The sequence below is a fragment of the Microbacterium murale genome, assembly GCF_030815955.1.
Taxonomy (GTDB): Bacteria; Actinomycetota; Actinomycetes; order Actinomycetales; family Microbacteriaceae; genus Microbacterium; species Microbacterium murale_A.
Genome location: NZ_JAUSXK010000001.1, coordinates 3,183,919 through 3,208,349, shown reverse-complemented (window position 1 = coordinate 3,208,349; position 24,431 = coordinate 3,183,919). Strand labels below are relative to the sequence as shown.

General features: G+C 65.8%; 33 protein-coding genes. 18 read left to right on the top strand and 15 right to left on the bottom strand.

Annotation, left to right across the window (positions count from 1 at the left end; all coding sequences use genetic code 11):
* Nucleotides 1-71: 71 nt before the first annotated feature.
* The 6 genes from QFZ46_RS15525 to QFZ46_RS15500 all read left to right on the top strand — a co-directional run bounded on the left by QFZ46_RS15525 (nt 72) and on the right by QFZ46_RS15500 (nt 2,923).
* Entirely contained in the window at nt 72-590 is a 519-nt protein-coding gene (locus QFZ46_RS15525) for a DUF6328 family protein (RefSeq protein ID WP_307363111.1), read from the top strand.
* A gap of 14 nt (nt 591-604) precedes the next feature.
* Nucleotides 605-1,180 (top strand): 1-acyl-sn-glycerol-3-phosphate acyltransferase, encoded by a 576-nt coding sequence (locus tag QFZ46_RS15520; protein ID WP_307363110.1) that lies wholly within the window; start codon nt 605-607, stop codon nt 1,178-1,180.
* Between the two features lie 149 nt (nt 1,181-1,329).
* Entirely contained in the window at nt 1,330-1,629 is a 300-nt protein-coding gene (locus QFZ46_RS15515) for a Fe-S cluster assembly protein HesB (protein ID WP_307363109.1), read from the top strand.
* A gap of 193 nt (nt 1,630-1,822) precedes the next feature.
* Nucleotides 1,823-2,389: a carboxymuconolactone decarboxylase family protein gene (locus tag QFZ46_RS15510; protein WP_307363108.1), complete on the top strand. Its 567-nt coding sequence runs from the start codon at nt 1,823-1,825 to the stop codon at nt 2,387-2,389.
* Between the two features lie 29 nt (nt 2,390-2,418).
* On the top strand, nt 2,419-2,544 hold the full coding sequence (locus QFZ46_RS15505; RefSeq protein ID WP_307363107.1) for a hypothetical protein: 126 nt from the start codon (nt 2,419-2,421) through the stop codon (nt 2,542-2,544).
* A 37-nt stretch (nt 2,545-2,581) separates the two neighbouring features.
* Complete coding sequence (locus QFZ46_RS15500; RefSeq protein WP_307363106.1) at nt 2,582-2,923, top strand: LysR family transcriptional regulator; 342 nt, start codon at nt 2,582-2,584, stop codon at nt 2,921-2,923.
* Between the two features lie 4 nt (nt 2,924-2,927).
* Here QFZ46_RS15500 and QFZ46_RS15495 read toward each other — a convergent pair whose 3' ends face one another.
* Nucleotides 2,928-4,592 carry an ABC-F family ATP-binding cassette domain-containing protein gene (locus QFZ46_RS15495; protein ID WP_307363105.1) on the bottom strand — a complete coding sequence of 555 codons (1,665 nt, stop codon included), beginning with the start codon at nt 4,590-4,592 and terminating at the stop codon, nt 2,928-2,930.
* 59 nt (nt 4,593-4,651) lie between these two features.
* Between QFZ46_RS15495 and arfB the strand changes: the two genes are divergently transcribed.
* Entirely contained in the window at nt 4,652-5,095 is a 444-nt protein-coding gene (arfB, locus tag QFZ46_RS15490; protein WP_307363104.1) for an alternative ribosome rescue aminoacyl-tRNA hydrolase ArfB, read from the top strand.
* Nucleotides 5,096-5,108: 13 nt separating this feature from the next.
* Here the strand turns inward: arfB and QFZ46_RS15485 are convergent, their stop codons facing one another.
* Together QFZ46_RS15485 and QFZ46_RS15480 are read right to left on the bottom strand one after the other, a co-directional pair.
* Nucleotides 5,109-5,675: a HEAT repeat domain-containing protein gene (locus QFZ46_RS15485; protein ID WP_307363103.1), complete on the bottom strand. Its 567-nt coding sequence runs from the start codon at nt 5,673-5,675 to the stop codon at nt 5,109-5,111.
* A gap of 37 nt (nt 5,676-5,712) precedes the next feature.
* Nucleotides 5,713-6,294: an alpha/beta fold hydrolase gene (locus QFZ46_RS15480; protein WP_307363102.1), complete on the bottom strand. Its 582-nt coding sequence runs from the start codon at nt 6,292-6,294 to the stop codon at nt 5,713-5,715.
* A 210-nt stretch (nt 6,295-6,504) separates the two neighbouring features.
* Between QFZ46_RS15480 and QFZ46_RS15475 the strand changes: the two genes are divergently transcribed.
* A complete protein-coding gene (locus tag QFZ46_RS15475) occupies nt 6,505-6,939 on the top strand; it encodes a hypothetical protein (RefSeq protein WP_307363101.1) in 435 nt (144 codons plus the stop codon).
* Between the two features lie 33 nt (nt 6,940-6,972).
* Here QFZ46_RS15475 and QFZ46_RS15470 read toward each other — a convergent pair whose 3' ends face one another.
* On the bottom strand, nt 6,973-7,956 hold the full coding sequence (locus QFZ46_RS15470; RefSeq protein WP_307363100.1) for a helix-turn-helix transcriptional regulator: 984 nt from the start codon (nt 7,954-7,956) through the stop codon (nt 6,973-6,975).
* A gap of 107 nt (nt 7,957-8,063) precedes the next feature.
* Here QFZ46_RS15470 and QFZ46_RS15465 point away from each other — a divergent pair, with 107 nt between their 5' ends.
* Complete coding sequence (locus tag QFZ46_RS15465; RefSeq protein ID WP_307363099.1) at nt 8,064-8,474, top strand: VOC family protein; 411 nt, start codon at nt 8,064-8,066, stop codon at nt 8,472-8,474.
* On the opposite strand, the gene QFZ46_RS15460 is transcribed toward QFZ46_RS15465, so the two are convergent.
* Together QFZ46_RS15460 and QFZ46_RS15455 are read right to left on the bottom strand one after the other, a co-directional pair.
* Nucleotides 8,452-9,018 (bottom strand): putative immunity protein, encoded by a 567-nt coding sequence (locus QFZ46_RS15460; protein WP_307363098.1) that lies wholly within the window; start codon nt 9,016-9,018, stop codon nt 8,452-8,454. The two genes, QFZ46_RS15465 and QFZ46_RS15460, sit on opposite strands and share 23 nt — an antisense overlap.
* A 79-nt stretch (nt 9,019-9,097) precedes the next feature.
* Complete coding sequence (locus QFZ46_RS15455; protein WP_307363097.1) at nt 9,098-10,096, bottom strand: hypothetical protein; 999 nt, start codon at nt 10,094-10,096, stop codon at nt 9,098-9,100.
* A 239-nt stretch (nt 10,097-10,335) separates the two neighbouring features.
* Here QFZ46_RS15455 and QFZ46_RS15450 point away from each other — a divergent pair, with 239 nt between their 5' ends.
* On the top strand, nt 10,336-10,593 hold the full coding sequence (locus QFZ46_RS15450; RefSeq protein WP_307363096.1) for a PspC domain-containing protein: 258 nt from the start codon (nt 10,336-10,338) through the stop codon (nt 10,591-10,593).
* Between the two features lie 107 nt (nt 10,594-10,700).
* On the opposite strand, the gene QFZ46_RS15445 is transcribed toward QFZ46_RS15450, so the two are convergent.
* Nucleotides 10,701-11,753, bottom strand: a complete 1,053-nt coding sequence (locus QFZ46_RS15445; RefSeq protein ID WP_307363095.1) for a LacI family DNA-binding transcriptional regulator — start codon at nt 11,751-11,753, stop codon at nt 10,701-10,703.
* 116 nt (nt 11,754-11,869) lie between these two features.
* On the opposite strand from QFZ46_RS15445, the gene QFZ46_RS15440 reads away from it, so the two are divergent.
* The 5 genes from QFZ46_RS15440 (at nt 11,870) to QFZ46_RS15420 (ending at nt 16,124) form a co-directional block, all read left to right on the top strand.
* A complete protein-coding gene (locus tag QFZ46_RS15440; RefSeq protein ID WP_307363094.1) occupies nt 11,870-12,979 on the top strand; it encodes a substrate-binding domain-containing protein in 1,110 nt (369 codons plus the stop codon).
* Between the two features lie 79 nt (nt 12,980-13,058).
* Nucleotides 13,059-14,087: an ABC transporter permease gene (locus tag QFZ46_RS15435; RefSeq protein ID WP_307363093.1), complete on the top strand. Its 1,029-nt coding sequence runs from the start codon at nt 13,059-13,061 to the stop codon at nt 14,085-14,087.
* The gene (locus tag QFZ46_RS15430) at nt 14,084-14,884 is read left to right on the top strand and encodes an ATP-binding cassette domain-containing protein (RefSeq protein ID WP_307363092.1); all 801 of its coding nucleotides are present in this window, start codon (nt 14,084-14,086) and stop codon (nt 14,882-14,884) included. Before QFZ46_RS15435 ends, QFZ46_RS15430 begins: the two co-directional genes overlap by 4 nt.
* The gene (locus tag QFZ46_RS15425; protein WP_307363091.1) at nt 14,881-15,189 is read left to right on the top strand and encodes a putative quinol monooxygenase; all 309 of its coding nucleotides are present in this window, start codon (nt 14,881-14,883) and stop codon (nt 15,187-15,189) included. The genes QFZ46_RS15430 and QFZ46_RS15425 overlap by 4 nt, the downstream gene beginning before the upstream one ends.
* Nucleotides 15,186-16,124 (top strand): carbohydrate kinase family protein, encoded by a 939-nt coding sequence (locus QFZ46_RS15420; protein ID WP_307363090.1) that lies wholly within the window; start codon nt 15,186-15,188, stop codon nt 16,122-16,124. Before QFZ46_RS15425 ends, QFZ46_RS15420 begins: the two co-directional genes overlap by 4 nt.
* Before the next feature lie 157 nt (nt 16,125-16,281).
* Here the strand turns inward: QFZ46_RS15420 and QFZ46_RS15415 are convergent, their stop codons facing one another.
* The gene (locus QFZ46_RS15415) at nt 16,282-16,884 is read right to left on the bottom strand and encodes a TetR/AcrR family transcriptional regulator (protein WP_307363089.1); all 603 of its coding nucleotides are present in this window, start codon (nt 16,882-16,884) and stop codon (nt 16,282-16,284) included.
* Nucleotides 16,885-16,983: 99 nt separating this feature from the next.
* Here QFZ46_RS15415 and QFZ46_RS15410 point away from each other — a divergent pair, with 99 nt between their 5' ends.
* Nucleotides 16,984-17,823 (top strand): SDR family NAD(P)-dependent oxidoreductase, encoded by an 840-nt coding sequence (locus QFZ46_RS15410; RefSeq protein WP_307363088.1) that lies wholly within the window; start codon nt 16,984-16,986, stop codon nt 17,821-17,823.
* 51 nt (nt 17,824-17,874) lie between these two features.
* Here the strand turns inward: QFZ46_RS15410 and QFZ46_RS15405 are convergent, their stop codons facing one another.
* From QFZ46_RS15405 to QFZ46_RS15375, 7 genes are all read right to left on the bottom strand, one after another.
* On the bottom strand, nt 17,875-18,636 hold the full coding sequence (locus QFZ46_RS15405; protein WP_307363087.1) for a hypothetical protein: 762 nt from the start codon (nt 18,634-18,636) through the stop codon (nt 17,875-17,877).
* Entirely contained in the window at nt 18,633-19,544 is a 912-nt protein-coding gene (locus tag QFZ46_RS15400) for an ABC transporter ATP-binding protein (RefSeq protein ID WP_307363086.1), read from the bottom strand. Before QFZ46_RS15400 ends, QFZ46_RS15405 begins: the two co-directional genes overlap by 4 nt.
* Nucleotides 19,541-19,783, bottom strand: a complete 243-nt coding sequence (locus QFZ46_RS15395; RefSeq protein WP_307363085.1) for a PLDc N-terminal domain-containing protein — start codon at nt 19,781-19,783, stop codon at nt 19,541-19,543. The genes QFZ46_RS15400 and QFZ46_RS15395 overlap by 4 nt, the downstream gene beginning before the upstream one ends.
* A 151-nt stretch (nt 19,784-19,934) precedes the next feature.
* Nucleotides 19,935-20,501: a helix-turn-helix domain-containing protein gene (locus tag QFZ46_RS15390; RefSeq protein ID WP_307363084.1), complete on the bottom strand. Its 567-nt coding sequence runs from the start codon at nt 20,499-20,501 to the stop codon at nt 19,935-19,937.
* A 166-nt stretch (nt 20,502-20,667) separates the two neighbouring features.
* Complete coding sequence (locus tag QFZ46_RS15385) at nt 20,668-21,195, bottom strand: cytochrome C5 (protein WP_307363083.1); 528 nt, start codon at nt 21,193-21,195, stop codon at nt 20,668-20,670.
* 162 nt (nt 21,196-21,357) lie between these two features.
* Nucleotides 21,358-22,431, bottom strand: a complete 1,074-nt coding sequence (gene ychF / locus QFZ46_RS15380; protein ID WP_307363082.1) for a redox-regulated ATPase YchF — start codon at nt 22,429-22,431, stop codon at nt 21,358-21,360.
* A gap of 66 nt (nt 22,432-22,497) precedes the next feature.
* Nucleotides 22,498-23,250, bottom strand: coding sequence for a class I SAM-dependent methyltransferase (locus QFZ46_RS15375; RefSeq protein ID WP_307363081.1), 753 nt, complete (start codon nt 23,248-23,250; stop codon nt 22,498-22,500).
* 59 nt (nt 23,251-23,309) lie between these two features.
* On the opposite strand from QFZ46_RS15375, the gene QFZ46_RS15370 reads away from it, so the two are divergent.
* A complete protein-coding gene (locus QFZ46_RS15370) occupies nt 23,310-23,903 on the top strand; it encodes a 3'-5' exonuclease (RefSeq protein ID WP_307363080.1) in 594 nt (197 codons plus the stop codon).
* Between the two features lie 72 nt (nt 23,904-23,975).
* Nucleotides 23,976-24,383: an ankyrin repeat domain-containing protein gene (locus tag QFZ46_RS15365; RefSeq protein WP_307363079.1), complete on the top strand. Its 408-nt coding sequence runs from the start codon at nt 23,976-23,978 to the stop codon at nt 24,381-24,383.
* Nucleotides 24,384-24,431 lie beyond the last annotated feature (48 nt).

Here is a 24,431-nt window from a genome sequence, read left to right as displayed (position 1 = left end):
TACGCCTCGCCGAGCACTGAGGCGTCGGCGCTGCGCTGGACAGTTCGTCACTCGTACCCAAAACTCGGAGTATGAACGACTCTCCTGACGCGAGGAACGGTGCCGAGGCCGACGCGAATGCCGACGCGAAGCGTGACGGCCGCGACGAGACACGGGACGAACGCGCGGATCGCAACTGGGACGAGCTCATGCAGGAGTTGCGTGTGATGCAGACGGGCACGCAGGTGCTCTCGGGCTTCCTGCTCGCAGTGGCGTTCCAACCGCGGTTCACCGAGCTCGACGACCTGCAGCGCACGCTCTACGTCGTGCTCGTCGGCCTCGCCGCACTGGCGACGATACTGGCGCTGGCGCCCGTCGGGATGCATCGGTCGCTGTTCGGGAGGCACCGCAAGCCCGAACTCGTCCGGTTCACCTCGCGCATGGTGCAGGCCGATCTTGTCGTCATCGGCCTGCTGAGTGTCGGCGTGACGACGCTCATCGTGGACTTCACGGTGGACCGCACGACGGCTACGGTCGTGCTGATCGCCTCGGCCGTCATCGTCCTGGCGCTGTGGGTGCTCCTGCCGCGTCTGATCCACAGAGGTGAATGACCTACGGTTGTGAGGTGAAGCGATTCCTCGCCCGTCTCTTCTGGGCACTCAGCCGTTGGACGCTCAAGGGCGATGAGGTGCCGACGCGCCCGACCATCCTCGTCGGAGCGCCGCATACCTCCAACTGGGATTTCGTGCTCATGCTCGCGATCGCCTGGCGACTCGGTATCGACGTGCATTGGCTGGGCAAGAAGAGCCTCTTCGCCGGATGGCGCGGTCCGGTCATGCGCAAGATCGGGGGTGTACCGGTCGACCGAGACGACCCGGCCAGGGTCGTCTCGGATGTGATCGCACAGGTGAACTCGGGTGAGGTGTTCGCTCTCGTCGTGACGCCGGACGGCACCCGCGGCGACAACAAGTATTGGAAGTCGGGTTTCTACCGGATCGCTCGGGAGACCGGGATGCCGGTGACCCTGGGCTACGTCGATCGCACGACGATGACGACGGGCCTCGGTCCGACGTTCGCGTTGACCGGCGATGTCGCGGACGACATGGACCGGATCCGCGCGTTCTACGCCGACAAGTCAGGGGTGCGACCGAGCAGACGCACCGAGCCGCGGTTGAGGGAAGAAGGCGGCGCCAAGAGCTAGGCACGATCGCCCAGGGTAGCGGTGCGCTCGGCTGAACATGTGAGGAGCCTCCGAATCGGTGCGCTCAGCTTGAACCCCTCGCTCCCGTGCGGAATCGTGGCCCGGACATGTTCTGACCGGAGCATGTCCGCAACCGGAAGGAGAGCGCTGTGCTCACCCTGACCGAAAATGCAGATGCAGTCGTCACCACGATCGTCGGCCGCGAGGAACCCAGCGCTGACGCGGGGCTTCGTATACAGACCGCGGAGGGACAGGGTCCGAACGGCGAAGCACGTTTCGCCGTTCATGTCGTTCCTTCACCGGAGCCCGCTGACGTCGTGATCGACGGCGTCGGCAGCCGTGTCTTCCTTGAGGAGAATGCCGCTGAGGCGCTCAATGACAAGGTGCTCGATGCCGGGGTCGATGAAGAAGGCGCCGTCAGTTTCACGATTCTGCCGCAACCGGCCTGAGGCGCGCGACGAGAGTTTCAGGGGTGGGATGCTGTCGCATCCCACCCCTTCCGCGTCCTCTGACGTCTTGTCGCCACCTCCCGTGCTGCCGCGGCGATCGACGACGACCGACATCCTCTTCTCTCCTGATCGGTGAGGGAGTAGCGTGCGTGCATCGACCTGCTCGGCCGAGTCCGTTGGAGAGGAACGCATCATGATCGTCACTCCGCCGTCCGCCGAAGAGGTCACTGGGCACGCCGCGGCCATGTACGACAGCGATACGCAGGATGACGGCTTCGTGTTCGCGCATACGCAGGTCATGGCGATCAACCCGGAGGCGCACGAGGCCTTCGAGCGCCTCATCAAGGCCGTCGTTCCATCGATCGGCATCGGTGTCTATGAAGCTGCGACGCTGGGAGCGGCTCGCGCCATCCGCTCACCGCATTGTCTCCTCGCCCACGGACGCAGGGCGATGCGTGCGGGAGTTCTCGACGATGCCGGGCTACGCGCATTCGCGCGCCACGACGATTCCGGGTTCAGCGAGTCGGAGCAAGCAGTGGTTCGTTTCGCAGAACAGCTGTCAATCGACGCCGCCGCGATGACCGATGCCGATTCCCAGGCTCTGCGCGACGTCGGATTCACGGACCGCCAGATCGTCGACATCACGCTCGCCGCTGCCGCACGCAACTTCTTCAGTCGCGCGCTGCTGGCGCTTGACGTCCCCCTCGACGTCGTCCCTGGCTTGGATCGTACGACGGCCGATGCCCTGACGGCGCGCTGAGGCTGCTCGTCGATGGCGAAAGAGCGGAGATGTCGCAGATCGCGGCAGAGGGCATGGGCGGTCAGGACATCGCTGACATCGACTTCCTCGCCGCGCGCATCGTCGACACTCTGCTGCACAGCGCCGCGCCGTGCGACCCCGCACGCGTACGCTGAATAGCGGCCGCGATTCACGCGGACCAGGAAGGCTCCAGTGAACATCACCCTGCTTCGACGTTTCGTCGCCGTCGCCGAGGAGCTGCACTTCCCGCGAGCTGCTCAGACTCTCGGCATCCCGCTCGCCTCGCTCTACTCGTCGATCGACAAACTCGAGGAAGAAGTCGGCCAGCCGCTCTTCACCCGCGAAGGCGAGACGCGTCTGACAGCCGTCGGACTGCTGCTGCTTCCCGAAGCGCAGCGAGATGTCGCCGCGGCACCGCCCGAAGCCAAGAGACCCGTGAAAGCCGGCGGGAAGGCGAAAGCGTCGAAGGGGCGGGGTCGCGCGCCAGTGGTGAAAGGTCAGCCGAAACCGTACAAGAAGCGTCAGGGGCGCTGAGAGCTCACAGCTCCGTGACCTGACCGGCCTCGACCCGCCACCGCCGGTCCGTCTGCACCGTGTCGAGCATCCGCCTGTCGTGGGTGACCAGCAGCAGCGTTCCTCGGTACGACGTGAGCGCCTGTTCGAGTTGTTCGATGGCGGGGAGGTCGAGGTGGTTGGTCGGCTCATCGAGTACCATCAGGTTGACGCCGCGCGCCTGCAGCAGGGCGAGTGCCGCTCGTGTGCGCTCCCCCGGTGAGAGTTCGTCGACGGGGCGATCGACGTGATCGGCTTTGAGACCGAACTTGGCCAGCAGAGTGCGCACCTCACCTGAAGCCATCTCGGGCACGAGCGCTTCGAACGCCATCGCAAGAGGTCGCGTGCCGGTCAACTGTGAGCGTGCCTGATCGATCTCGCCGATCCGGATGCTGGCGCCGAGACTCGCCGTGCCCTCATCCGGTTGCTGCTGCCCGAGCAGCGCGCGCAGTAGCGTCGACTTCCCCGCACCGTTCGGTCCGGTAATGCCGATACGCTCCCCAGCGTTCACCTGCAGCGACACCGGCCCGAGTGCGAAGCTCCCTTGCCGGATAACCGCGTTGCTGAGCGTCGAGACCACTGAGCTCGATCGCGGCGCCGACCCGATGGTGAACTCGAGCTGCCATTCCTTGCGTGGCTCCTCGACCTCGTCGAGCTGGGCGATCCGGCTTTCCATCTGGCGAACCTTCTGCGCCTGCTTCTCGCTGGACTCGACCGACGCTTTGCGCCTGATCTTGTCGTTGTCCGGCGACTTCTTGATCGCGTTGCGCACGCCCTGGCTCGACCATTCGCGTTGCACGCGAGCACGTGAGACGAGATCGGCCTTCTTGCCGGCGAATTCGTCGTACTTCTCGCGCGCACGGCGGCGCATCGTGGCGCGCTCTTCCAGATACGAGTCGTAGCCGCCGCCATAGATGCGGTTCGAGTTCTGCGCGAGATCGAGCTCCAGCACGCGGGTCACGCTGCGTGCGAGGAACTCTCGGTCATGACTGACGAGCACGACACCACCGCGGAGCCCGCTGACGAATGCCTCGAGCCGTTCCAGCCCGTCGAGGTCGAGATCGTTCGTCGGCTCATCCAGAAGGGCAAGATCGAATCGCGACAGGAGAAGCGCCGCCAGACCGACCCGAGCGGCTTGACCGCCTGAGAGGGACGTCATCAGAACCTCGTCGGTTCGAGCATCCTCGAAGACGAGGCCGAGGTCGGCGAGGACCGCCGGGATGCGCTCATCGAGGTCGGCGGCGCCGCTCGCGAGCCACCGCTCGAGCGCGGACGAGTATGCGTCGGCGGGGTCGACATCACCTGCAACAAGCGAGGGGTCTCCGAGGGCCTGTGCTGCGGCATCCATATCTCTTGTCGCGGCGGTGCAACCGGTGCGGCGACCGATGTAGTCGACGACGGTCTCGCCGACGATGCGTTCATGCTCCTGCGGGAGCCAGCCGACGAACGCATCGGCCGGCGCCAGTGTGATGGAGCCGGCCTGAGGCTCGTCGATGCCGGCGAGCAATCGCAGCAGCGTAGATTTGCCTGCGCCGTTCGCGCCGACGATGCCGACGACGTCTCCGGGTGCGACCGTCAGGTCGAGTTCGGCGAAGAGCGTGCGATGGCCGTAGCCTCCGGCGACGCCTCGAGCCACGAGCGTTGCGGTCATGACACAATCCTCCCATCAGTCCCCCGGCATCACCCACCTCACTGCGGCACACTGGTGGAGTGGATGATCTGCGCGTGCCTCCAGGACCCGGCGCTCCCCGCGGACTCACGATCCCGGCGAGTGAGCTGATCGAGCAGTTCTCGCGCTCCTCAGGGCCCGGTGGACAGGGCGTCAATACTGCGGATTCGCGCGTGCAGCTCAGTCTCGATCTCGGCACCACGACCGCGTTGAGCGAGGTGCAACGTGCGCGCGTCCTCGAACGGCTCGCCTCGAGACTGGTCGGCGCTGTGATCATGATCAGCGCCGCCGAGCACCGTTCCCAACGGCAGAACCGGGTTGCGGCGCGAGAGCGGCTGGCCGCTCTCCTCCGCGACGCTGTCGCACCAACCACCATCCGCCGGCCGACCAGACCGACGAAAGGTTCACGGCGTCGTCGGCTGACGGAGAAGCACCGGCGCTCCGAGACCAAGAGCGGTCGCAGGCGGCCTGGCGATCAGGACTGACGGGGCGTCGCGCTCAGTTCTTCGGGAGCCGCGATCGCAACTTGTCGAGGCTCTGCTGCGCGCCTCGGCGAACTTCGACCTCGGGGTCCTTGAGCAGATCACGGATGCGATCCATGTCCTCCGCAGAGCCGATCTCGCCCAACGCCCTCACCGCGGCAGTCCGCACCCGGGGCACGTCATCGCCGAGCAGGTCGGCGAGCTCTGATGCGGCGTCGAACTCGCGCGCGGCAGCGAGCCTGGCGCCCATCTCGCGCACACGCCACGCTGGATTGCTGAGCGTGCTGATCAGAAGCGACAGGGCGGATGCGTCCACGACCGATTCATCCCAGACGTGCAGCAGTGCACGAGTGCCCCAGAGCTCCGGCCAGTACAGGACAGGAGCACCGTCAATGATCCCACGCGCATGCTCGCCGCCGACGAACAGCAGGAAATCCGCACCCTCGTTGTTGCCGGCGAGCAGCGAGAGCGAGCGCGACACGACAGCCTGTTCGCCATACCGCTCGACGGCCACCGCCAGTCGACGCTCAAGCGGAAGCTCGACGGGAACAGGGGCCGGAGATGCAGGAGAGTTTCGGGGCACACCTCAACCATAGGTGGGATGCGCGGCGATGCGATCCTCAATCCCAGTCGAGGTACTCCTCGATGATCACAGCGGTCTCGATCGGATGTGTGGCCGGGAACAGGTGGTCAGCACCGTCGACGGTCTTGATGCTCGCGCGCTCCGGGGCGGTGGACTGCAGAGCTTGGGCCGTCGACGACGGCGTGACCTCGTCATCGGTCGCCTGCACGATGAGCACCGGAATCGCCGGAGCGAGAGGAATCTCGTCTTCTTCCACACCGAGCAGCAGTAGACCGTTCACGCGGTCGGTGTGCTCTGCGGCGAAGATGCGTGCTGCGGTGCCACCGAACGCGTGCCCGCCGATCCAGGTGTGATCGAGTCCGAGGTGGTCGATCACTGCGAGGGCGTCTTCGACGCGCTCCTGCAGGGTCGCCGCACGATCCTGACCGCCTGAGTTCGCACGCGGGCCGACGCGAACGACATGGAAGCCGGCCTCTTCGGCGAGATAGTGCGCGACCACGCCGAGCCCGTCTCCGCTGAGGGCGCGGCCCGAGATCAACACCAGGGGAACGGGGCCTTCGCCCTCCTCGATGTACGGAACCGCGCGGCCGTCCGCGTCAAGAATGCTCTGCTGCGTCATGTGTCGTCTTCCCTCTGATGCTGGTGGCGGCCGGCTGGGGCCGCATTCGTCACAGACATCCACGATACTGTCCGCAGCCCGCCTCATTGCCGACCAGGCGTCGCGGCCGCAGCTCTTACGATCGATCAGGATTCGAGAAGCGTGAGCACGCCCAGCGTCGTAACTTGTTCATAGATGCACACGGCACCGCAATCGAGAATGGGGCCTGACATGGCTGAGAAGACCGCCGGACTGTCGAAGGATGAACGCGACGCAGTGAAGCAGCGAGCCGCAGAGCTTCGCGCCGAGGAGAAGGCCGGGAAGACCCGCGCTGCGGGCGAGAAGGCGCTCCGAGAGGCCGTCGCAGCGCTGCCGGATGACGATCGCGCGCTTGCGGAGGGAATCGACCGGATCGTCTCCGAGGTCGCCCCGCACCTTGTTCCGAAGACCTGGTACGGTTTCCCCTCGTACGCCGATGCCGATGGAAAGGTCGTGGTGTTCTTCAAGCCGGCATCCAAATTCACCACTCGCTACGCCACGCTCGGTTTCGAGGAAACAGCGCAGCTCGACGATGGTGATCTGTGGGTCACGTCTTTCGCGCTGCTGAAGTTGACTCCCGAGACCGAGAAGACGATCGCCGCGCACATTCGCAAGGCGGCTGGCTGAGCCAGCGGTCAGCCGCGGCGTGCGCGACTCTGCTCATCGGTAGTCGCCAGACGCGTGCAGCATACGCTTCGCTGCCGTTCTCACCCGGCTGCGGAGTTCCGCAGGGTGATCGATCACCACCTCGCAGTCGAGCGCCGCGATGATGGACGGCAGCCAGTCAAGGCTCTCGGCGTGGATCTCGGCTCGGTGCCAAGGAGGCGCGTCTTCGTTCGTGTTCGGCATGCCCTCCAGCCTTTCGAGTCGGGCAACGCCGAGTGGCAGATGTGGCCGGATGCGCTCCTCGGTCTCACGAATGCGCAACACCACCCGCCACCGGTAGTCCGCTTCGACGAAGAGGTCGAGGAGGCGACCTGCCGCATCGGATTGCTGGGGCGCGACGAAAGTGCCCGGCACGGTCCTGGCCGTTCGAATCCGGTCCACCCGGAAGGTTCGTTCGTCCTGTTTCTCCGTGTCGAAGGCGACGAGATACCACCGGTCTGCATGCGCGACCAGCGCATACGGATGGATCGTACGCTTCGATGGGATTCCTTGGCCGCTGAGATAGCGCAGATCGAGGACCCGCCGAAGACCGACGGCCTCGGCCAAGGTCAGCATCACGCCAGGATCGGGAGCAACCGTTGCGTGCTGCGTTGTGCGCGTCATCACGCCGAGCAGGGCGTCGATACGCCTCGCGTCAGCAATCGGCAGCGCTCGCTTGATCTTGGCCAGTGCAGTCTGCGCGGCGATCTCCGGTGCATGCGAATCCGCCTGCGCACGGGCAAGCCCGAGAAAGACCGCGACCACTTCCTCATTGCTGAACATGAGCGGCAGGACGCGCTCGCCGGGAGCGAGCCGGTAACCGCCGTAACGCCCTCGCAGCGTCTCAACGGGCACCTCCAGATCCTGCAATCGCGTCACATCTCTGCGAATGGTCCGCTCGTCGACTCCGAGGCGTTCTGCCAGTTCGGCGGCAGTGCGCAACTGGGCGGATTGCAGCAGTTCGAGCAGCTGCAATGCCCGCGCGGTCGTGTCGGCCATGACACTCATCATCTCTCAGATACCGGGCCGTTTCTGCCCGGTATAACACCTACCGTGGTTGCCGTGGGCCAGATTCGTGGCCAGCACTCACCACCGAAGGAGAAGAAATGCAGTTGGCAGCCACCCGCATCATCACGGACGACGTCGATGCGCTCGTCGCGTTCTACGAAGCAGTCACCGGAATCACCGCCGAGCGGCTTCACCCGATGTTCGCCGAGCTTCGCACGCCATCCGGCACGCTGGCCATCGCCAGCTCTGCCACGGTGCCGTTGCTCGGACACGATGCCGCCGAGGCTCGCGCCAACCGCAGCATCACCTTGGACTTACTCGTCGACGACGTCGACGAGACGTACAAGGCGCTTCAGGATGTGGTCGAGATGTTCGTCAATGAGCCGACGGTCATGCCCTGGGGCAACCGCTCACTCCTCGTCAGGGACCCTGACGGCAACCTGCTCAATTTCTTCACTCCGATCAGCGAGGCCGCCCAGAGCCGATTCACGAACGCGGCTCAGGACTGAGCCGCGGGGCGCGCAAGCCGATCTGCGCCTGGATCTCGCGGATCGTCGTGCCCAAGATGCCGCGCGAGAGAAGGCCGACGCCGAGCGGGCCCGAGGAGTCACTTCCCAACGGTGGAAGCAGCCGAAGCACCGATCGCTCGTGATCGCTCAGGTTCGCCAGCTGCCACTGGATCTCCTCGTGGACCGCTTCCGGTCGCTGCGCATTCGCCAATGAGACCGCCTTCGTCGCGTACGCGGCAGCACCCAGCGCGTGAGCGCCCATGTGCGCGACCGCCGAAGCCTGGGCCACAGCCCTGGCCGCTGCGGCACCGGCCGGAGTGGTCGCGGCATTCGCCGCTTTCACCGCCACAAGGCGCTTGCTGATCTCGTCAGCGGCGGTACTCTCTCCTGCGCTGTATGCGCGGGTGCGCTCAACAGCATCCGTGATCGCATCCCGCGCAGAGTCATCCGCGTCGAACAGCGTGAGAACCCGCTCTGCGCAGGCAAGCGCCCAACGCGCCACCACCCGTCGGTCTGAATCGCTGAGGGTCTGAATCGATGCCACGAACAGATCGTGGCACATCGGAGCCGTGTGCGAGAGGAAAGATCGCACCAGCATTCGCGTCGTCCGATCCGCATGCGCCCTACTGTGCGGTGATGGCTCGATTGCGACCTGCCCTGCGCGCCGCCTTCTTGCGGAGCTTCGCCCGGATCCTCTGTAGTTGCTTCTCCACCGGCACCGGGATCACGATGAGCTCACCCTCCCCTTCGCGGGGCTCGGCGATGAGCATCCACCTATACCGCGTGGTGACGCCGGCGGTCTCGGAAACGGGGAGGTGGAGGATAAAGTAACCGCCCTTCGCCTGCGCGCCGAACAATGTCGCCGACGAGATCGGATCCGAACCCGAGGGCGGTAGCCCCGCCGACGAGAGCCACTGCTCGAACGCGTCATGAATCCTCGACGCTTTCTGGTCGTCGAGCCGGTGGTCCAGAGCGATGTACGTGGGCCAGCCTCCGGCCTCGCCGTCGTCGTAGTCGACGGAGGTTCGATGGAGCGAGTGCGCGGCGCCGTGCTCGTAGGCCCACTCGTTCTCGGACTGCAGGTCTGAGAGCACACTCAACCGCAGAAGAAGAACGCCGATGGCGATGAGCAACCAGATTCCGGCGCCGCCCCAAAACAGCCAGAGGAGCCAAGCGGGCCAGCTGTCCACACTCTCGCCACCGATGGTGATGCTGACATTCGCACCGGTGGGATCGGTGATCGCCTGATGGATCAGGAAACCGATCGCGGCGAGAGGAAGAACCACCCAGAACACGGGAGCGTAGACGAGTTCAGTGCGGCGGAACCCCTGGTGACCCGCCCACCTCGAGACCTCCTCGACTGATTCCGGTCGGGGCACGTCGATCGGGCGCACGCTGTCTCGCGAGTAGGCGCCCGTGGCGCGTTCCCATGTTTCGGGGTAGGTCGGCTCCCCCGACACCCTGGTGTCCTGCGGCGCATCCTCGGTGGTGCGCAAGCCGCCATGCCGCCACACCCAGATGATCCGGATGATGAGCCCGAGCACCAAGGCGCCGGGGAAGAGCCATACCCACCACGGCTCCTCCTGGCCGGCGGTGCAGCACATCACGCTCATGGGATTCATCGCGAGCTCCTCCCTGTTCGTCCTGATGACGCACGATCAGCGTGCGACGCACCGCACCGCTCCCGATCACAGGAAGCGGTCGCCGGCATCAACTCGTTCCTGTGATCGGGAGCACAGTGGTGGTCCAGCGTCGAAAGCGGAGAGATCGACGATGACAGGAGCGTTCTTCTGGATGTCCGCCACGACTTCGGGGGTTAGCACCGCTGCGGTGGGCGCGAATCATGCGTAACGTCGATGGCATGGGAAAGTTCTTCGACTCCATCCGTAAGACCGGTCTTCGACGTGGACCCCGACGCCTCATCGCTGGTATCGGTGGTGGGGTCGCTGAGAAGCTCGGCATCAACGTCTGGGTAGCCCGACTGCTCATCCTCGTATCGTTCTTGCTGCCGGTGCTGGGGATCGGAGCCTATCTCGTCGTCTGGATTCTCACCCCATGGCAGGATGGCCGCATCCCGCTGGAGCGGGTCTTCAGAAGCCGCCGCGACCTGCGTCGTTGACCTGACGCGAGCCAGCGTCGATCTTCTGCTAGCGGCGCGGATGCGCTCGGCCAAGTGCGCTTGCGTCAGCCAGCCGCTGTCGATCACTGCGAGGAGCGCCCATCACGTCAGCGAATGCCCCCGGACACCCGACGGGGCGCGATCTCGCCCGTGCCACGGGGAATGAGAGTCGTCGGAACGTGCATCCTGACCGGCGCACTGTGGTCTCCCTCGAGCCGGGCGAAGATCCGCTCTGCCGCCAACACCCCGATCCGCTGCGGATCCTGCGCGATCACGGTGACACCAGGCTCCACGAGGTCGGCGAGCGGCAGATCGTCGAACCCGACCAGGGCGACTGAGTGCGACAACTGCGCGTCCCGAAGCGCGTGAAGCGCACCGATCGTGATCAGGTTCTGCGCACTGAACACCGCCGTGGGTGGGTCATCCAGAGCGAGCAGCGAGGAGAGCGCCTTCGCGCCTGCCTCCGCATCGGTCAGCTCTGTGATGATGATCTCCTCACTGACGGGGATTCCGGCTGCGGCCAGCGCATCGAGGTATCCGCTGTGACGCTGGTGCGCCGTGATGAGATCGAGACGGTCAGCGAGCAGCGCAATGCGCCGGTGCCCGTGCGCGATGAGGTGGGCGGTCCCGGCCTCAGCCCCGGCACGATTCGAGCTGGCAACAGTGTCTAGATCGGCACCTTCGGGCTCACGGTCGACGTACACGACGGGCACCCCGCGATCACGGATCGTTCCGAGGTACTCGGGGCGACGGACCGCGGTTGTCAGAATCAGCCCATCGACGCGTCGCTGCAGGAGGGTCCTGACAGCATCCGATTCGCGCCGTGCGTCGTCATCCATGCTCGCCGCGAAGACCGCGACCCCCTTCTCCGCAGCGGCGTCCTCGACGGTTCGATGGATGACACCGGCGAACGGGTTGTCAACGCTTCCGACGAGCAGTCCGAGGGTGCGAGTGCGCCCGTCGGCGCGCCGCAGGCTCCCTGCCTGCAGATCGACCTGATAGTCGAGCTCGCGCACCGCATCCCACACGCGCTTCGCCATCGCCGGCGTGACGTTCGGTTCGTTGTTGATCACCCGCGAGACGGTCTTCACTCCCGCGCCTGCCAGCGCGGCGACGTCCTTCATCGTCGCCCGACCGCGCGGGGGTGTCGGTGTTGACATCGATGTCACAGTTCGGTCTCATTCCTCGAAAGTCACCTTGACTCTAGTTCAACCTTCGACTAAAAATGCGTCTTGACATCGTTGTCAATCAGGCGACGAACGCCGAGAGGAATTCAATGAAGAACATCACCCGACGCAGCCGCGTTCTCCTGGCTGCCGTTTCCACATCCGCAGCGCTCGCGATCACCCTGACCGGATGCTCAGGCGCCGGCGGCGCGGCAGGCGACCAGCCGGCCGGCGACACGATCGGCGTCTCGCTGATCGTGAAGACCAACTCCAACCCGTTCTTCATCGCCATGCAGGACGGCGCCGAGGCCGCGGCTGAGAAGGACGGCGTCACGCTGACCCTCGCCGCCGGCAAGGAGGACGGCGACGAGGACACCCAGATCCAGGCCATCGAGGCTGCGATCTCCAAGGGCGACAAGGGCATCCTGATCACCCCGAACGGTCCCGCCGTGCTCGACGCGATCGAGAAGGCCCGCGACGCCGGCATCTTCGTCATCGCGCTGGACACCGTGCCGGACCCCGCCGACGCCGTGGACATCACGTACGCGACCGACAATTACCTCGCCGGCCAGTACATCGGCCAGTGGACCGCCCAGAAGCTCGACGGCGCCGAAGCCGTCATCGGCCTCATCGATCTGTTCGACGACAAGGCCGTGAGCGTCGACTACAACCGCGACCAGGGCTTCCTCGACGGTCTCGGCATCGACCTCGGCGACGACCGGGTCAACGGCGACGAGAAGCCGAGCGGCTCCTACGCCGGCGGCAAGGGCGGCGAGTACACGATCGTGGGCAGCGAGGCGTCGCAGGGCGCTGAGGACGGCGGGCGCACCGCGATGGAGAACCTGCTCGCCAAGAACGCGGACATCAACGTCGTGTACACGATCAATGAGCCGGCTGCCTACGGCGCCTACCAAGCGCTCGAGGCCGCGGGCAAGACCAAGGACGACGTGATCATCGTCTCGATCGACGGCGGCTGCGCCGGCGTCGGCCAGGTCGAAGAGGGCATCATCGACGCGACCAGCCAGCAGTACCCCGTCGCGATGGCCGAGCTCGGGGTGAAGGCGATCGTCGAGCTGGTCAAGGACGACAAGAAGCCCGAGGTCACCGATGGCCTCGACTTCTTCAACACCGGCGTCAAGCTCGTCACCGACCAGCCCGCCGACGGCGTCGAATCGATCGACACCGCCGAAGCCACCAGCATCTGCTGGGGCGGCAAGTAAGCACCCGACCTGCGGATGCCGCGGCCGAGCGTTCTCGCCCGCCCGCGGCATCCCCGGACCGACTGACGGAAGTGAAACCGTGACCCAAACAGCCACATCAAACCTGGACCTCGCTGCCGAGTTCCTCGATCGGCGCACGCCGGTCGACCGCCTCCGCGGGGTGCTCCACCGCTACCCCGCCATCAGCCCCGCCGTCGTGCTCGTGATCGCCGTCATAGTGTTCGGCGTCATCAACCCGCGCTTCTTCGCTGCGGCGAACCTGTCGCTCGTGCTCGACCAGGTGTCCGTCGTCGGCACCGTCGCGATCGCTCAGACACTGATCATCCTCACCGCGGGAATCGACCTCTCGGTCGGCGCGCTGATGATCGGCACCTCGATGGTGATGGCGCAGACGGCTGCGAGCAACGGCCTGCCGGCACCGGTCGCCCTCTTCCTCGGGCTCGTCGCCGCACTCGCCGCCGGCGCGCTCAATGGCCTACTGGTCACACGGGTCAAGCTCCCGCCGTTCATCGCGACGCTCGGAACCTTCAACGTCTTCATCGCGCTGACCCTGCTGTACAGCGGCGGTCAGACGATCCGCAAGACGGACATGCCTGAACTCATGACCTGGACGGCGACCGCCCTCCCGCTCGGCGACGTCCGCCTGACCGTCGGGGTCATCATCATGCTCGTGCTCTACGCGCTCGTCGCCTACATTCTCGGACGCACCGCCTGGGGCCGCCACGTCTACGCCGTCGGCGACGACGAGGATGCCGCACGTCTGGCCGGCATCTCGACCAAGAAGGTGCTTCTGAGCGTCTACATCGCCGCCGGAGCCATCCTCGCGATCGCCGCATGGATCCAGATCGGACGCTCGGGCGCTGCCAGTCCGAACGCGGGCGCCGATCTGAACCTCGACTCCATCACCGCCGTCGTGATCGGCGGCACGTCGCTCTTCGGCGGCCGCGGGATCATCTGGGGAACGCTGCTCGGCGCGATCATCGTCGGTGTCTTCCGCAACGGCTTGTTCCTCGCCGGCGTCGACGGTCTCTACCAGACCCTCGCCATCGGCATCCTCGTCATCGTCGCGGTCGCCATCGACCAGTGGATCAGAAAGGTACGGAAATGACCCAGACCGCTCAGGAAACAGTCCAGGCTCCGGCCCCCACCCGGGTGCCGGTGCTCGAGGCGAAGCGTCTCGTGAAGACCTTCGGCCGCGTGGTCGGCCTCGACGGCGTCAGCCTCCAGCTGCACGCCGGCGAGGTGCTCGCGGTGATCGGCGACAACGGCGCCGGCAAGTCGACGCTCATCAAGTGCCTGACCGGCGCGTACATCCCCGACGACGGGCAGCTGTTCCTCGACGGGCAGGAAGTGCACTTCAAGGGTCCGCAGGACGCGCGAAACGCCGGTATCGAGACCGTGTACCAGAACCTCGCCGTCTCCCCGGCGCTCGACGTCGCATCGAATCTGTTCCTCGGACGCGAGCGTCGCAAGCCCGGCATCCTGGGCTCGGTGTTCCGCGCCCTCGACACCTCCGGGATGCGGAAGGAAGCGCGCGATCAGGTGCTGAAGCTCGGCATCTCCACGCTGCAGGACGTCACCGTCTCCGTGGAGAACCTGTCCGGCGGACAACGCCAGGCCGTGGCAGTGGCACGAGCCGCAGCATTCGGCTCGAAGGTGGTCGTGCTCGACGAGCCGACGGCCGCACTCGGCGTGCGCGAGTCCAACCAGGTGCTCGAGCTGATCGAGAATCTGCGCGGAAACGGCGTGCCCGTCATCCTCATCTCGCACAACATGCCGCACGTGTTCCAGGTCGCGGACCGCATCCACGTGCAGCGCCTGGGCAAGCGCGCCGCCACCATCACCCCGCAGTCGCACAACATGACGGATGCGGTGGCGATCATGACCGGAGCGGCGCAGGCGTGAGCGCCGGCCAGGTGACGCTGTACGCGGAGTTCACCGCGGTTCCGGGCTCGGCGGACGAGATCGAATCGCTCATCCAGGCCTACGCGCAGGTCGTTCGCACCGAGCCCGGCAACGTTGCGTTCGACGTCTACCGTCGGATCGAAGCGCCGGAGCGGTTCTTCGTATTCGAGGTGTATTGCGATCGGGACGCCTTCAACGCGCACCTCGGCGCGGAGGCGGCGAGCGCGTTCAACGCGAAGCTGATGCCGAGGATCGTCGAACCGCAGAGCGCGCTGTCGTTCCTGACACAGGCCACCGGGTCGTGAGCCGCGCGCACGTCCTCGTCATCGGTGAGGCTCTCGTCGACATCGTCCACCGTGCGGGTGGACGGGTCGATGAGGCTCCCGGCGGGAGTCCTGCGAACGTAGCTCTGGCGCTGGGCAGGCTGGGGGATTCCCCGCGGCTGCTGACGCAACTCGGCGATGACGCTCACGGCCGGCGGATTCGGGAATGGCTGGCGGAATCCGACGTCGAGGTTCTCTCTGCACCGGCTCCCCGCACGGCAACGGCGACCGCCCGTCTCGATGCCGATGGTTCCGCACGCTACGAGTTCGACATCACATGGACCCTCGATGGAACAGACACCACGAAGATCGCCGCGTCCGGCGCATCGATCGTGCATACGGGTTCGATCGCGGCGCTCCTCGATCCTGGTGCCGACGCCGTACGCAGCATCCTGACCGCCCTTCGAACGTCATCGCTGATCACCTATGACCCCAATGTCCGGCCGGCCATGCTGCCAGACCGCGATCGAGCGAGGCACGAGGTGGAGTCTTTCGTCGGCCTCGCCGATCTGGTCAAGGCCAGCGACGAGGATCTGGCCTGGTTGTACCCCGGCACCGACCCCCTCGAGATGGCATGGGCATGGTTGAATACGGGGCCGGCCGTGGTCGTCGTGACGACGGGCGCCGGTGGAGCATTCGCTGTGTCGCGGGCCGGTGTGGTGCGCGTTCGGGGCGTCCGCGCCGACGTCGTCGACACCGTCGGCGCCGGCGACACGTTCATGAGCGCCCTGATCCACGGCCTCATCGAGACCGGGTTCTCGGGCCTCGCCGCGCGAGAACGCCTTCGCCGCATCGACACGAACGCCGTGGCCGGTCTGCTCGCCCTCGGGGCGCGCGCCGCGACGATAACCGTCTCACGGCCGGGTGCCGACCCGCCGCGTCTGGCCGAACTGCTCGCGGCGCCGTTCTCGCACTGAGCGACGCCACGCGCCACCCCGGGGTCAGGGGCAGTGGTTTGCTTTGCCCCATTGGCTCCAGGCGCGGTTCAAAGTGAACTCGAACGCCATCTTGTTGGTCGTGACGGCCTCGACCGGTGCGTGTGTACTGCCACTCCGACCACTCCGACCACTCCGACTACTCCGACTGCAGACCGCGCCAGAGAAGCTCGCTCGTTGTGGCGACGAGGTCGCCGGCGGGAACTCCTTCGAGGAGGTCGCCGGACACGAGCATTGCGACGCCGTGGAAAGCCGCGAATGTGGCGAGGGCGATGCGACTGGCGTCCCCTGCTCCGATCGCGCCGTTCGCCTGAGCGGCTTCCACGACGCGCATCGTGATGTCCATCGATGCGCGTCCGGCGGCGATGAGCTCCGCACGAGCGTCCGGTGCATGCTTCATGGCGAACATGAGGGAGAGCAGAGCCGGATGCTCGACGGCGAAGCCGACGTACGCCCGGCCGAGCGCCTCGAACTGCGCACGCGCCGCCGCTTTCGAGCGGGAATCACCCTGCGCCGCCGCTGCGAGCGAGGCGCCCAGGCGGTGGAAGCCGTCCTCGGCGAGCGCGTCGAGGAGCGCCTGCTTGTCTCGGAAGTGACGGCTCGGCGCGGCGTGGCTGACGCCGGCGTCTCGTGCGAGTTGCCGAAGGGACAGGGACTCCACCCCGTCGGTCTCGATGTGCGCGGCCGCCGCATGGAGCAGCGTGCGACGAAGATCGCCGTGGTGATAGGGCTGTGCGGACACAAGACAGATCCTACCCCGAATGTAGACATTGACAACACCAGGTCGCAGCGTGCACAATGATGTCACTGACAACATTGCAGCTGATCGAAAGGCGACATCATGACACTCGACCTCCGCGGCGGGACCGCACTCATCACCGGCGCAAGCTCCGGGATCGGGGCGGAGTTCGCTCGACGATTCGCCGGGAGGGGTTCCGACCTCGTGCTGGTCGCGCGGAGAGCCGACCGGCTCGAGGAACTCGCCAGCGAACTCCGCACCACCGCGGGAGTGCGAGTCGACGTCGTGTCGGCCGATCTGGCCGTTTCGGGCGCGGCCGACGCGTTGCACGCAGAACTCACGCAGCGCGGGATCCGCGTGACGTCGCTCGTGAACAACGCGGGTTTCGGAACGCACGGTGCTTTCGACCACTCCGACCCCGCGCGCGCCACGAGTGAGATTCAGTTGAACGTGGGAACCCTGGTCGAGCTGTCACGGGCATTCATCCCCCAACTGCTCGCCGGGAACGGCGCGCTCGTGACGGTCGCGAGCACGGCCGCGTACCAGCCGATCCCTGGCATGGCAGTCTATGGCGCGACCAAGGCCTTCGTCCTGAGCTTCACGGAGGCGCTCTGGGCAGAGGCACAGGGAACGGGACTGCGCGTTCTCGCTGTGAGCCCAGGGTCGACTCGCACAGAATTCTTCGACGTCGTCGGTACCGATGACGCCTCCGTCGGCCGCCAGCAGACGGCCGGTGACGTGGTCGATACGGCATTCCGTGAACTCGACCGAAACCGCAGCCGCCCCAGCGTCATCTCGGGCCGCGTCAACCACCTCATGGCGGTCGGTACGCGGCTGCTCTCTCGCCGGGCGGCCGCTCTCACCAGCGCACGGGTCCTGGGCGACGTCCGGATGGGCGGACAAAGGGCAGTCGACACGTCAGCACGGGCGTCCGCTAAGTAGAGAGGGGCCGCGGGGAAGGCTGCGCTCATCGGATCTGAATTGGTTTCGTATTTATGCGTCACGTCTGAGGATGTGGTGTCGTGAGGTGAGTGTTGCGGCGATGATGCACCCGATGATCACGATGAGTGCGGCCAGTGCAGGCAACGCGAGCATGCCCATCGGCGCGCTGGGTGCGCTGAGCAGGGTGGTCGGAGACCAGGTTCCGGCACCGGGGAGTTGGCTCAAGACCGGAAGGATCAGGCTGAGGACGGTCGCCATTGCGATTGCAGCGGCGGTTCGTCGAATCACTGCCATGGTGAAGTATCCGATACTCATCGACATGGCGAGGTAGATGCTCGATGTGGCCCAGACCTGAACGCCGAATCGGAGATCGACGGGGCCGATCATCGTGGCAGTGAGAGCCACGGCGAGGAGCAGGCCGAGCGTGTATGCGGCGACTGCGAAGCTCCAGCCGACGATGAGCCGGGGCAGCATCAGCGCGGTGAGGCGTTGGACTCGAGTGCGGTAGAAGACTGATGATCCCGGCCGCGCGTCCCAACCGAGCGAGCTGATTGCGACGGCGATCGCGAGGATCAGACCGAGTTGCATGGCGCTCTGGTTGTACAGCATGATCGCGGCCTGAGGTGTTGCTGCAGCGGCTTCGATGGTGAGCTGACCGTTGCCGGTTGCTGCGCTGAGAATCTCGGGCATGTACAGCGCGAGAGCCGGGCCTGAAAGTCCGAAGAATGCGAACACGGCAATCAATCCGAGGAGTAGGCCTGATCGGGCGAGACGTCGGATCTCGACACGACTGGAAGCAAGTGCGATGTTCATCGGGATCCCTGGTTCTGAATGATTCGTGCGAAGGACGCGTCGAGGTCGCGGTCTTGAAGTGTCACTTCGAGCACAGGCGCGCGAAGCGCGTTTAACACGGGCACGAGATCCTCTGCCGCCGCTTCGAAACTGGGGAACCCGAGGGTGCAGAGCGCCTCGGTCGGATACTCGATCTCAAGGCTGGGGAAGGCGATGCGAAGCTCGTCGAGACTGGTGGTGGATGCCGCCCCGAGCCGGACACTCCATGCCGGAGCGCGACCGGCGGCGAGGATGTCGTTGGTCGTCCCCGAAACGACGAGCCGGCCGTCGGCGATCACCACGAGGTCGTCAGCGAGCTGCTCGACTTCGCTGAGCACATGACTCGAGAGGAGAATGCAACGGTGTTGCCGTTGTTCTGCGATCAGCCGGCGAACGTCGGCCCGACCGATCGGGTCCAGCGCACTGTTGGGTTCGTCCAGTATCAGCACTTCGGGGTCGAGGACGAGTGCGGCGGCGATTCCGAGGCGTTGGAGCATTCCTCGGGAAAAGTCCGCAACACGCCGGTCGGCGACTTTGCTGAGTCCGCACTGTTCGAGTGCCTCACGCGCGTTCATTGCGTTCGAGCGGGGTGCGGCGACAGCGAGTGAGGTTTCGACGACCTCGCGGGCCGTGAGCCAGGACTCGAACTGGGGCACGTCCGGGCAGTAGGCGATGCGGGCACCTGGCGGAGATTCGATGCGTCCCGAGTCAGCCGGCTGCAACCCGGCGATCACGCTGAACAGCACCGTCTTGCCTGCTCCGTTGGGGCCGATCACAGCCGTGACCGTTCGGTCCTGAACATCGAACGTGATGTCGTGAATCCCGGTGCCGTTCCGGAACGTTCGAGAAATTCTCTCAACCCGGACAAGGGGTTCGGCAGCAGCACTCATCGGAGGTCCTCATCGCGGAGAGCGACCTGGCTGCCGCGTCCGAGCACGAGATAGAGCACGGCCCCGAGAGGAACGACGAAGAGCACGATGACGACCCACACCGGTTTCGGCAGATGCTGGACCCGCGGTCTGCGGGCAAGGTCGACGAAGCAGTAGATCATCAGGGCGATCACGAGGATACCGACGGGGATCAGCGCGACCAGCGCTGCGGGGTCGAAGTCGGGTAGACCAAAGTTCATGCGAATTCCATTCGGCGAGGTTGACCGGTACCGAGTGCGCGAACAACTCGGATTCCGTCGGATGCGAGGTCAAAAGGCCGCGGTGCTCCGGCAGTTCGAGCATCCGACGACTCCTGCGAAGCGCAGTGCGCGTACCGCGGATGGGGCGAGTTCAATGCTCGACAGGACCCCGTGTGGGCCCATCCCCCACCTGAGGGTGAGGGATCAAGACCGTGGTGAGCTTGCGCTGGCGGCGACCGTCTCCAGGTTCGTTGGCCATCAGTGGCCTCAGCGCCTGCATCAGGGCGGCAAGGAACGCATCGACCTCTTCATTCGTCGCCCAGAACTCAGCCTGCGCGAAGTTCACCCTGTCCTCCGCAAGATCCGCCGTCTCGTCCACCAGATACGACTCGAAGTCCTTCGCGAGACCCGAGCTGAACACCGTGAACATCGTGAGCAGTTCGCCCTTGCCTGCGGAACGCAGCTCCTGCGCAGTTGGATTCGCAAACCCCGGCGCGATCCGATAGGTCCTCTCGCTCGCACCGCGAGCTTGCCGTTCGCCGACGACTTCGATCAGTCGATGCTCCACGAGGTGGGAAACGTGCCGGTACAGCGTCGCGATCGGCACATCCGTCAACCGCTCATACATCTGCTGGGTCGTTAGCCCGTCCGGTACGCCGAGGAGCGACTGTACGATCCGAAGCCGAACGGGATGCATGAGCGAACTCGAGGAGGTCATGCGTGCAATGTTATCAGTATTGGTACTGATAATGGTGCACGCATGACGCGATCGGAGTGCGACCACGACGCGACCGGTCGGCCACGTCGCCGCGGTCAGCTCCCCACGCACCTCACTCCGCGGGTGAGACCGAGCGAAAAGCGGCGATGTCTCTCACGCGATGCACTCAGTCCTCGGCGCGGCTGATCTCATCGAGCAGCTCGTCCAGGCTGTCGAACTCGACTGTCTCGGTGCTGTCGATCTCGCGCACTTCGACTCCGTCGACCTCGAGCTCCTCGTCCAGTTGCACGAGGATCCGCGAGTCGGGGAACTGCTTCGGGGCGAGGAACGCGAGCAACACGGCATCCGCGAAGACGACCACCGACGTCGCTTCGAGGTCGTCACGCAGGTCGATCTGCTCGATGACGGGCTCGCCGTCGACAGCGTCTTCGATGTCGGTGACAACCTCCTCGATCACCGCCCGCCATTTGGATTCCCCGATCGAGAGGATGCGCGAGACCGCGGCGATCAACGCCTCAGGATCTACATCCTCACCGTGCTCATCGAGCTCCGGGTCGACGTTCACGTTCACCACGGTGCCCGCCGCGTCGATGCTCGCACGTCCGTAAACGAGACCGTTCCCGGCGACCGGGTCCTCGAGCAGCCCGCTCTCGACGATACGGACGATGAGGAGGTCGAGCACAGCCGAAGTCATACGCTCAGTCTTTCGCATTCGCCGTCGGATCGACGTCGAGGAGGCGTCTGCCCCGCTTTCCCGGACGCCTGAGTTGAGGCGACGATCGTCTCGGGGAGGAGTCCGTGATGTCTGCTGTTCATCCGCCGGAGTTCCGCCGCAGAGCCCTAAAACGAAACTCGACTACACGTTGAAACGGAACTCCACCACGTCGCCGTCCTGCATGACGTAGTCCTTGCCTTCAAGGCGGGCCTTGCCCTTCGAGCGCGCCTCGGCGACCGACCCGGTTGCGACGAGGTCATCGAAGGAGATGACCTCGGCCTTGATGAAGCCCTTTTCGAAGTCGGTGTGGATCACACCCGCGGCCTGCGGAGCTTTGGACCCCTTGGGGATCGTCCAGGCACGAGCCTCTTTGGGACCGGCGGTCAGGTATGTCTGCAGGCCCAGCGTGTCGAAGCCGATACGCGCGAGCTGGTCGAGACCTGACTCGTCCTGACCTGTCGATGCGAGCAGCTCGGCGGCGTCCTCGGGATCGAGGTCGATGAGCTCGGACTCGATCTTCGCGTCGAGGAAGATCGCCTTCGCCGGCGCAACCAGAGCTTCGAGCTCGGCCTTGCGCGCAGCATCCGTCAGCACAGCCTCATCGACGTTGAAGACGAAGATGACGGGCTTCGAGGTGAGAAGGCCGAGCTCCTTGATCGGGGCGAGGTCGATGCCGCTCACCGAGAGCAGGATGCCGCGTTCCAGAGCGTCCTTCGCCGCGTTCGCCGCTTCGAGGACGGCAGGATCGGCCTTCTTCCCCCGCACTTCCTTCTCGAGGCGGGGAATCGCCTTCTCGACGGTCTGCAGGTCTGCGAGCATGAGCTCGGCGTTGATCGTCTCCAGGTCGCCCTTGGGGTTGATCGCGCCCTCGACGTGCACGACGTCGTCGTCGGCGAAGCCGCGAACGACCTGAGCGATCGCATCCGCTTCACGGATGTTCGCGAGGAACTGGTTGCCCAGGCCCTCGCCCTCGCTCGCGCCACGCACGATGCCGGCGATGTCGACGAAAGACACGGCTGCCGGGAGGATGCGCTCGCTGCCGAAGATCTCGGAAAGCACATTGAGTCGCGAATCGGGCAGGTTCACCACACCGACGTTCGGCTCGATCGTCGCGAACGGATAGTTCGCCGCAAGCACGTCGTTCTTGGTGAGGGCATTGAAAAGAGTCGACTTGCCGACGTTGGGCAAGCCCACGATCCCGATAGTTAGAGCCACGGGATACGAGTCTACCCGGCGCGGATGCCGCGATCCTGCGGGACGGGAGCTCAGAAGCCAGGCGGATCAGGCCCGCACAGCGCGATACGCCACGGTCACGTACGGCAGGTCGATCGTCGCTTCGAGATCGTCGAGTCCGAGCTCGTCGAAAAGCCCGTCCATCGCACGTGCGATGTCCGCGCGCTCCTCGGCAGGTGCGGTGATGAGGTAACTGCGCGACAAAGCCATCTGATGCAGCTGCATCCTGTTAATCTGACGCTTCCACTCCCAGCGGCTGATCTCGACCTCACCGAACGGATCCGAGACCCGCGGTCCCTGCGAACCAGGACCGTTCACCATGTTCTCCGCAGGACTGCTGTGCATGATCTCCGTCAGGCGCCGCACCCATTCTTCGCCCTCGTCGCGGATGTTCCAGATCAGGCCGAGCGCTCCCCCGCTGCGCACGACGCGCCCGATCTCAGCGGATGCCGCCACCGGGTCGACCCAGTGCCATGCCTGCCCGAGCACCACGGCGTCGAGGCCCGAATCCGGTAGCGGCAGGCGTTCGGCAGTGCCGGTGAAGGTCGGTACGCCCGGCACGCTCTCCCGCAGCTTCGCGAGCATCGAGGGATCGGGGTCGACCGCGACGATCTCCGCCTCGGGTGCCGCAGCGAGCACGCGCGTGAGCTTGCCCGTTCCCGCACCCACGTCGGCGATCCGTCGCGACCCGTGCGGCGGCTTCTCGAGCATCCACGCCACTGCCTCGAACGGGTAGTCCGGCCGCGCCGCCTCATAATGGTCGGCTGCAGCGCCGAAGGAAGTCGCCCGCGCATCGCTCATGTCGCCAGCCTACGGCGAGTCTGCGACATCACCCAGGCCACCGGAGAGAAGGTGGTGAGGTGCCCTTGGACTTCACCGCAATCGACTTCGAGACGGCGAATTCCAGCCCCGCCTCAGCATGCTCCGTCGGACTCGTCCGCGTTCGCGGCGGCGAGGTCGTCGCCACTGCCGGGTGGTTGATCCGTCCACCGGCAGGGCACGACGAGTTCCAGCATTGGAACATCAAGATCCACGGCATCCACCCGGAGGACGTGAGTGGCGCCGCAACATGGGAAGAGCAGTTCGATCGGCTGTGCTCGTTCGCCGGCGCCGACGTTCTCGTCGCGCACAACGCCGGTTTCGACACGAAGGTGCTGCGCAGCACGTCCGAGGTCACGGGGCTCGAGTGCCCTCCGTATCGCTCGCTCTGCAGCCTGCAGGTGGCACGAAGGACGTACGAACTCGACTCGTATCGCCTGCCCGTAGCTGCAGCCGCAGCCGGGTTCGCTGAGTTCTCGCACCACGACGCGCTGGCGGATGCTCGCGCCTGCGCCCAGATCGTCATCGACGCCGCCGCACGTGCGGGCGCCGCCGACGTGGACGAACTCGCGTCGGCGCTGAGTCTGCGCGTGGTGGACGCCCCTGCGCGTGTGCTGGAGCGGGCCGTCGCCTGACCCAGGCCCACTCGACCGCTGACGCGCTGTCGTCGTCACGCGCGGCTCCGCCGGACAGTGCACAATGATGGCATGACGATTCCCACCGGCGACTCCCCCGTCAGTCTCGAAGTCATCGAGGGCACCTTCGAACTCGCCCGCCAGGGTCGCACCGGGCCGCTGGGCGAGATGATCGATGCCGGTGTGCCGATCGACGTGCGCAATCCGCGGGGCGACACCGTGCTGATCGTCGCGACGTACGCCGAGCAGGAGCACACCGTTGCGGACCTCGTGCGACGCGGTGCTGACCTGGACGCGTTGAATGCCGCGGGGCAGACGGCGATCTCCTGTGCGGTGTTCCGCAAGAACGAGACGTTGCTGCGCATGCTGCTCGACGCGGGTGCCGATCCGGACGCCGGCCCGCTCTCCGCCATCGCGATCACCGAACAGTTCGCACTCCCCGAGATGCGCGCAATCCTCGACGAGTACGCGAACCGCTGAGCTGCTCCGACCGCTGAGCGGAGCGGCATCCGGCCGATGTCCGTGGCC